The sequence below is a fragment of the Nostoc sp. CmiVER01 genome (assembly GCF_034531135.2).
GTDB lineage: Bacteria > Cyanobacteriota > Cyanobacteriia > Cyanobacteriales > Nostocaceae > Nostoc.
In genome coordinates this window covers 20,900-28,941 of the sequence record NZ_JAVRBU020000039.1, presented here as the reverse complement: position 1 = coordinate 28,941, position 8,042 = coordinate 20,900, and the positions used below count along the sequence as shown (strand labels likewise).

Genomic DNA, 8,042 nt, shown 5'->3' with positions numbered 1-8,042 from the left:
TGGGCGGCTCATGGGTATATCAACTTACCGAGTTTGCTTTCCCCTATTATATGCAGCTTCATATTAAATTGGTATAAGTATATTAAAGTTAATCCATATAAAGAAGTTGTAGTAGGTGCAATTAGATTATAGAATTGTAGGGGATGAACAGCAAAATTTTAGTGAATTATCCCGTTTATAATTTCAATTGAAGCTCGATTAGTACTAATTTAAATTAAATAAATATTAGTTTTTTGAGGTTTTATATGCCAATTGAAACAATACCTGGAACTTCATTACAGTACTATTTAGTCGCATTTGATGCTGTTGTTAATGAACGTGATGAGCCTCAAGGTAAAATGAGCCAAAAGTTGTTAGATATCCTGTCTGGTCAGCCAATCACAGATGTCTTTATATTTAGTCATGGATGGATGAGTGATGTAACTGGAGCGCGACAGCAATATAACAAATGGATAGGTGCAATGCACAATAATTTAAATGATATTGCACAAATTGAACAAGCAAGATCGGAATTTCACCCACTATTAATTGGCTTATATTGGCCGAGTTTGCCTTGGGGTAATGAAGAACTTAGTAATCCAGTTTCTTTTGATTCAACATCTACTTCTCCATTAGAGAGTTTGATTGAGCAGTATGCTCAGAGAATAGCTGACACAGATACTTCCCGACAGGCACTTCATACAATTTTCCAAGCAGCGATGGAAAATATTACACCCGACTATATGCCATCAGAGGTACGTCAAGCTTACGAAGTTTTAAATCAGGAATCAGGTTTAGGTAATGATGGTGAAGGAGCAGCGCCAGGGAGCGATCGCTTATCTTTCGATCCAGAAAGTATATTTGAAGCTGCCAAAGCAGAACCAGTTGATTTTGGTCAATTCAACTTGAGTGGAATTTTGATGCCCCTGCGAGTCCTCTCTTTTTGGAAAATGAAAGACAGAGCGCGTCAAATTGGTGAAACTGGCGGCTTCGAGTTACTAGCACAACTACAAAAAGCAACTGCAAATACCGTGCGATTTCATCTCATGGGTCACAGTTTTGGATGTATTGTTGTTTCCGCTATGTTAGCAGGGCCCAGAGACCATAACACTTTAGTCCGTTCAGTTAATTCTGTAGCTTTAGTACAAGGTGCTTTATCGCTGTGGTCTTACTGTGCAGATATTCCAGTTTTACCAGGTCGTCCGGGTTACTTTCATTCTGTAGTTGCTGATAATAAAGTATCCGGCCCGATTGTTACTACACAAACTGAACTAGATGCAGCGCTTGGTAAGATGTATCCCTTGGCTGCGGGTATACGCCACCAAATAGTTTTTGAAACTGTTGAGCTTCCTAAGTTTGGCGCACTAGGCACTTTTGGGGTACGTGGTCCAGGTTTGGAAATTGTAAACATGAAGATGCTTTCTGTGAGTGAAGCGTACCCATTTACAACAGGTAAAATTTATAATTTGGATAGTACTCAGTATATATGTGATACCCATGATGGAATTTTTGTTGGCGCTCACAATGATATAGCTAAACCAGAAGTAGCTCATGCTGTGTGGCAAGCTGTGCTCGCTAGTTAAGTCAATCGAAAATCAAGGAATAGCCAAATTATGAACGAAGAATCGCTATTTTTTAATGGAATTGATGGGGCGACTGGTAAGTATTTGCTTCCACCCCTGACACCAATGCAAGTTTCTCAAATTGCTCAGGGTGAGGAAATAGATTTAGAACTTTTAAGCGAATTACAAAGGAAAAATTTACACGTCAAGGGACTAGACCCAGAGTTTGCACCCATAGAGGGAGTAGACCCGAAAAACCTAGCAGAAACTGGTTGGGGAGTAATCTTTGCTTATAATGCTGACCCAGCAATTAAAGAAGCACTTAGCCCATTGTTAGAATTGCGTCAAAAACAAGCTACCCAAAACAAAGAACATTATTATCAGGAATATATCGGCGTAAAAGCTTATCGTCCGGGTGAGACGAAAACTAAGTTTTTGGCACGTCATCAAGTAGGGCAAGGGCCTGCCGACCCTGATAAGATGCCTTACTACCTACTGATTGTAGGCGACCCAGAAACTATTCCTTATAGCTTTCAATACCAACTTGATGTGCAGTATGCGGTAGGTCGGATTTATTTTGATACTTTAGAAGAATATGCTCAGTATGCTTGTAGCGTTGTCGAAGCAGAAACAGGTAAGTTCTCGTTACCCCGCAGTGCTAGCTTTTTCGGCGTGCGGAACAGTGGCGATCGAGCAACTCAACTCAGTGCGGACCAATTAATTAAACCCCTAGCTGAATGGATAGCCCAAGACCAACCAGGCTGGAATGTCCAAACTGTCCTCAAAGATGAAGCTACTAAAGCTCGACTGAGACAATTATTAGGTGGCGATGAAACTCCTAGCTTGTTATTTACAGCTAGTCACGGTATGGGTTTTCTCAATGGCGATCCCCGACAAGAACGCCACCAAGGAGCATTGCTGTGCCAAGAATGGCCAGGGCCACTCCAGTGGAGAGAAAAAATTCCCGAAGATTTTTATTTTTCTGCGGATGATATTAGTGTCAGCGATCGCTTGCTGGGATTAATTGCCATTCATTTTGCCTGTTATGGTGCTGGCACGCCTAAATTCGATGACTTCGCCCATAATAAAACTACTAATGAAAGGTCAAATATTGCTCCTCGTGCTTTTGTGGCTGGTTTACCACGGCGCTTGCTGAGTCATCCGCAGGGAGGGGCATTGGCTGTAGTTGGCCATGTGGAACGAGCTTGGGGATATTCTTTTATGTGGGAGAGGGCTGGGGCGCAGTTGCAAGTCTTCCAAAGTGCTTTAAAGCGATTGATGGAAGGGCATCCTGTGGGATCGGCTATGGAGTTTTTCAACCAGCGTTATGCAGAACTTTCTTCCGATCTCAGCAGTCAACTAGAAGAAATTAAATTTGGAGCGATCGCAGATAACTCAGCTATAGCCGATATGTGGACAGCCAACAATGATGCTCGAAGCTATACAATTATTGGCGACCCCGCAGTACGACTACCCATTTATGATAGAAACACTGTGGAACGACCAATCATTGAAAAAGTGACTTTGCCAGCCGCATTTGCAACAGCAGAAGTATCTGTATTACAGCCAGCTAAATTGGATTTGATTAAATCTTTAGAAACTTTTTTAGAAAAAGTTCAGCAGGCTCCTGCATCTGAAGTTGAACAAATTCAAGCAACTGTGTCAGCTGTCAATGATTTACTCCTGGAGTTGAAATCATGAACATCTTTGAAATTACTATTCAACGTAAATATCAAGATAGCTGGCCTGTAGTTGTCGAACATACCAAACCAGGTCAATTCGTGCCGATTCGTAATCAAGGCATACTTGAGATTAATGATGATATTGCTGCACTTAGAGCATTAATTGGACAACCAGATAAATATGGTGCGGCATTAGGTAAAGCACTATTTCATAATGATATCCGTGATGCTTTTTCCAAAGCTTTAGCAACTTTGGAAGATGCTAAAGATGGAAATAATTATCTTCATGTTTTGCTCTATATCGAAGCAGATGATCTTAAAAAACTACACTGGGAGAAACTCTGTGTTCCCTTAGATGGAAAATGGGTATTTTTGTCACTTAACCAAAGGACACCTTTTTCACTCTACATTCCGGCAATTACAGAGCAATTGTTCCCAGCGATCGGGCGGCGGGACTTGCAGGCTTTGATTGTAGCAGCCAGTCCATCAGGTTTAGGTAGATTTCAATTAGATAGTTTTGATGTGGATGCGGCTGTAGCTGGTATAAAAACAGCCTTTAGTAATCAAATTCCTGGCGATGTTTTAGCAAAAGTTGATGGTGCAATCGCGCTGCCCACTTTGGATGCAGTTTTGCAGTGTCTCACAAATAATGAAAAATACTATACATTAGTTCACTTGATATGCCACGGTAAGTTATTAGCGGATGGAGAGACTGCCATTTATTTATCCACTGATGACAACCAAGTAGCACCAGTCAACGCAACTACTTTAATTAATAGACTAAGTAAATTACGCCGCGCCCCGCATTTTGTATTTTTGTCTACTTGCGAAAGTGCTAGTAATACAGCAGAAGCAACAGGAGCAATGGGGGGACTAGCACAACGCTTAGTTAGAGAATTGGGTATACCTGCCGTCGTGGCAATGACGGACAAAGTTAGTATAAAAACTGCTCAAGCTTTAGCTACCACTTTTTATCAAAAATTGAGAGTACATGGCAATGTAGATTTAGCATTGAGCGAAGCTACAGCTGGATTGCAGGGTAGATATGACATAACTGTGCCAGCACTGTTTAGCCGTCTAGGAGGACGACCGCTATTTAGCAATACTCCAGACCGCCCGCTTACATCCAAGGAAATCAAGGATGGTTTAGATTCTTTAAAAGCATTACTACCAGAACGTGCGCCTATACTATCCGATGAATTTAATCAGCAAATAACAATGCTGAATAGAACGTTAGGTACTGAAACCAAAGAGGCACTGCAAGAACAGCAGCAGGCTTTGGATACAGTCAATAAGATATGTAGCGAGGTCTTGGATTGGAGTTTTCCCGCTTTGGCATTGGGTACAGAAGAACCACCAGCCTACGACTCACGCTGTCCTTTTCAAGGATTGAAGCCATTCCGCTTGGAAAACCGGGAGTTTTTCTTTGGGCGGGAGCAGTTGATTGCACAACTACAACAGAAACTGGCGCAAGACAATTTTTTACCTGTGTTGGGGGCTTCTGGTAGTGGTAAATCATCCCTGGTATTGGCAGGATTAATCCCAGCACTACAAAGCCAGCAGCCAAACCTCCAGATGGCTTACATGACACCAACTAGTGAACCAATTGCTACACTGCAAACAAGTCTATCAACCTTTCAAGACCAGGATTTTGTATTGGTGATAGACCAGTTTGAAGAACTGTTCACTCTCTGTAGTGATGCAGCGCAAAGACAAAAATTCATCGAGCGATTAATCAGTTTTAGCCAGCAGCAAAAAGTCATAATTACGATGCGGGCAGACTTTTGGGGAGAATGTGCAACTCACCCCAAACTTAAAGAAATGATGCAGGTGAGACAAGAATTAATTGCTCCTATGGATTCAGCCCAGTTACGTCGAGCAATGGAAATGCAGGCTGCAAAAGTGGGTTTGCGCTTTGAAGCTGGTTTGAGCAATTCCATTTTAGATGAAGTTGAAGGAGAACCAGGAGCAATGCCGCTGCTGCAACACGCATTGTTTGAGTTGTGGAAACGGCGACACGGCAGATGGTTGCGTTGTCAGCAGTATGAAGCGATTGGTGGTGTGAAAATGGCAATTTCTCAGACTGCTGATGCTGTTTACAATGGCTTATCACCGCAGGAAAAAGAACAAGTACGCAATATCTTTGTGCGCTTAACCCGCTTGGATGAAGAAGCTGTACAAGGTGAGAAACGACGCGATACGCGACGGCGAGTTGAGTTGGAAGAATTAGTACCTGTAGATAGTGACTTGGGGTTAACTAAAAATCTGGTGCAGCGATTGGCTGGCGAAGGTGCGCGACTTGTAGTTACCAGCATCAATGAGTCTACAAAACGGGAAGAAGTAGAAGTTGCCCATGAAGCCTTAATCCGCTACTGGCAGAGATTGCAAAACTGGTTGAACGAAAATCGTAATAATTTGCAACTGCGTGAGAAAATTCGTCAAGCTGCACTGGATTGGAATCAGTCTCAGCAAAAAGAAGATTATTTGCAACTTCGGGGTGGGAGGATAGATGATGCACAAATGCTATCCCAGCAACGTCTTTTGAATAAACTTGAGGCTGACTATGTGAAGGCTTGTGTCGATTTGCGTTTACGCCAAGAAAAAGAAAAAGAAGTACGTCGTCGGCGCGAAATAAATACAGCATGGGGAATAGCTGGCGGCTCTATCCTTGGATTTATTGTTACTGCTAGCTTAGGACTGGTAGCTTGGCAGAAATCACAGCAAACAGAATTAGCTAAAGCAGACTCTCTAGGTCAATCTTCAATATCATTGTTGAACTCACGTCAAGAGTTTGATGCTCTTTTCGAGGGTATGAAGGCTGGAAAGATTTTGGAAAAACAAAAAGCAAATCAGCCCCTGATTACAGCAGCATTGCAGAATGTTTATAATGTCAGAGAACAGAATCGGTTAATACAGCATCAAGGTGCTGTTAATAGTGTAGTATTTAGTCCAGACGGCAAAACCATCGCTTCTGCTAGTGACGACAACACAGTCAGAATCTGGGATACTGAGGGTAAATTGCTGCTCACTCTCACTGAGTCTAAAAGTAGTGTCTATAGTGTAATATTTAGCCCGGATGGCAAAATTATTGCATCTGGTGATTTTGAGGGAAATGTCAGAATCTGGGATACTGAGGGTAAATTGCTGCACGCCTACCGAGACCATAAAAATGCAGTCTATAGTGTAGTGTTCAGCCCGGACGGCAAAACTCTCGCTTCTGCTGGTAAAGACGGAAAAATAATAATCCGGAATATTATTGAGGATAAGCTGCCTCAAATTTTTGATTCAGGTCAGCGTAGTGTTAATAGTGTAGTATTCAGCCCAGATGGCAAAACTCTCGCTTCTGCTGGTGAGGATGGAATTGTCAAAATCTGGAATATTAATGGTAAGTTACTGACTTCCATAAACAACAGTTATTGTTCTAAAAGTCAAAATACTAAAAAGTGTACCCCCAAGCTTTCTCCTCTTAAGAGTGTGGTATTCAGCCCAGACGGTGAAACTCTCGCCTATGGTAGTTTTGACGGAAGTGTCAAAATCTTGGAATGGGATAAGACAAAGTTGAAGCTTAAGTATGTGTTGTACTATCCGAATGCGGTCAAAAGCGTAGTATTTAGCCCAGACGGCAAGACCATTGCACTTGCTAGTTACGATAAGACTGTCAAAGTTTGGGATTTAAAGGCTAACAAGCGAAAGCTAACCTTGACTGGACATCAGGATGTTGTTAATAGCGTAGCATTTAGTCCAGATAGCAAAACTCTTGCCTCTGCCAGTCGGGACAAAACTATTAGAATCTGGAATATTCAAGCACAGCCTCCGCATACTTTCATTGAGCATAGAGGTGCTGTTAAGAGCGTAGCATTTAGTCCGGATGGCAAAACTCTTGCTTCTGCTAGTGACGACAAAACTGTCAAAATCTGGGACATTGAGGGCAACATATTATCCACTTTATATGGGTATCAAGGTGGTGTCACAAGTGTAAAATACAGCCCTGACGGCAAAATTATAGCTTCTGCTAGTGGTGACAAAACTCTCAGAATCTGGAATATTGAAAGCCAAAAACTGTATACCTTCTTTGGGCATCAAGATGGTGTCACTATTATAGTATTTAGCCCGGATAGCAAAACCATTGCCTCTGGTAGTAAAGACAAAAGCATAAGAATTTGGAACACTGAGGGGAAATTGCTTAATACTTTTTATGGGCATACGAAGAGTATCAATAGTGTGGTATTCAGTCCGGACGGCAAAATCCTCGCCTCTGCTAGTGAGGACGGAACTGTGAAAATATGGAATTCAGAAGATGGCAAGTGGAATTCAGGAAATAGCAAGGAAGAGAAAATAAATAATCCTATAAAGTATCAGTGCAATGAAGAACAAAACTGTAGTATAAAGAGTGTGGCATTCAGCCCGGACGGTAAAACCCTTGCCTCTGCTGGTGATGACAAAACTGTGAGAACTTGGGACAGGCAGGGTAAACCCCTGAATACTTTTTATGGGCATACAGGAAGTGTCAATAGTGTAGTATTCAGCCCAGATGGTGAAACTATAGCCTCTGGTGGCTCTGATGGAACGATCAGAATATGGAATACTGAGGGCAAGCTTTTACAAACTCTGACTGGGCATACAGGAAGTGTCAATAGTGTAGTATTCAGCCCGAACGGCAAAAAACTCGCCTCTGGTAGTGACGACACAACCGTAATTTTATGGGATTGGGATCTAGATATGCTTATGGAAAATGCTTGTAATTTGATGCAAAATTATCTCAACAATCAGAAAAATGAGAAATTATGTAACAGTAAGACCAATACTGAGTAAGTACAGC

The 8,042-nt window shown here is 41.9% G+C and carries 3 protein-coding genes; all 3 read left to right on the top strand.

The annotated features are described in order from the left end of the window. Positions 1–245: 245 nt before the first annotated feature. From RMZ43_RS35570 to RMZ43_RS35560, 3 genes are read left to right on the top strand one after another with little or no spacing between them, the layout of a single operon-like run. Entirely contained in the window at positions 246–1,562 is a 1,317-nt protein-coding gene (locus RMZ43_RS35570) for a hypothetical protein (protein ID WP_322651978.1), read from the top strand. A 30-nt stretch (positions 1,563–1,592) separates the two neighbouring features. Then, entirely contained in the window at positions 1,593–3,242 is a 1,650-nt protein-coding gene (locus RMZ43_RS35565) for a C25 family cysteine peptidase (RefSeq protein ID WP_322651979.1), read from the top strand. Further along, the gene (locus RMZ43_RS35560; protein ID WP_322654391.1) at positions 3,239–8,035 is read left to right on the top strand and encodes an eIF2A-related protein; all 4,797 of its coding nucleotides are present in this window, start codon (positions 3,239–3,241) and stop codon (positions 8,033–8,035) included. Before RMZ43_RS35565 ends, RMZ43_RS35560 begins: the two co-directional genes overlap by 4 nt. Positions 8,036–8,042: the final 7 nt, after the last annotated feature.